The sequence below is a fragment of the Shimia sediminis genome (assembly GCF_003990645.1).
Classification (GTDB): domain Bacteria; phylum Pseudomonadota; class Alphaproteobacteria; order Rhodobacterales; family Rhodobacteraceae; genus Shimia; species Shimia sediminis.
On sequence record NZ_RYZK01000107.1, the window covers coordinates 1 to 545 of the forward strand.

A 545-nucleotide genomic window follows, 5' to 3' on the forward strand; every position below is an offset into this window, starting at 1 on the left:
CCAATACTCCATTCGCGCAGGATCCAACTTCCGAAGCTCTGGTGGTGTCACAAGAGCATCCAGCAATATCTATATCCACGCACGTTACAGTGCAAGCACCATTGACAACGACATTGCAATCGTTCAATTAGCATCCGCCCTTACATACGGAAGCACAATCAACAGAATCACTTTACCAGCAGCAGGCACCAGCATTCCTTCTGGTACCAATGCCATAACAACTGGATGGGGTACAACCGCAGAAGGGGGCTCTTCAAGTAACCAACTTTTAGGTGTTACTGTGCCAGTTGTCACCAACGCTGTCTGCCGCGGTAGCTATGGAACAGCAAGTATAACCGACAACATGCTTTGTGCAGGTTTAGCTGCAGGAGGACGTGACGCTTGCCAGGGTGACTCTGGTGGCCCATTGGTTGCAAGTGCATATGGTCAAATTGGTATTGTCTCTTGGGGATCTGGGTGCGCACGTCCCGGATTTTATGGTGTCTATGCTAGTGTTCCTGCTCTTAGAGCTTGGATCACCACAGTAAGTGGAATTTAAATGCGTA

At 49.2% G+C, this 545-nt stretch carries 1 protein-coding gene; it reads left to right on the top strand.

Annotated features, from left to right (window positions below; genetic code table 11):
- Nucleotides 1-538 (top strand): serine protease (locus tag EK369_RS21605; RefSeq protein WP_164727095.1); only part of this gene is annotated, 538 nt, incomplete at its 5' end.
- Between the last annotated feature and the right edge of the window lie 7 nt (nt 539-545).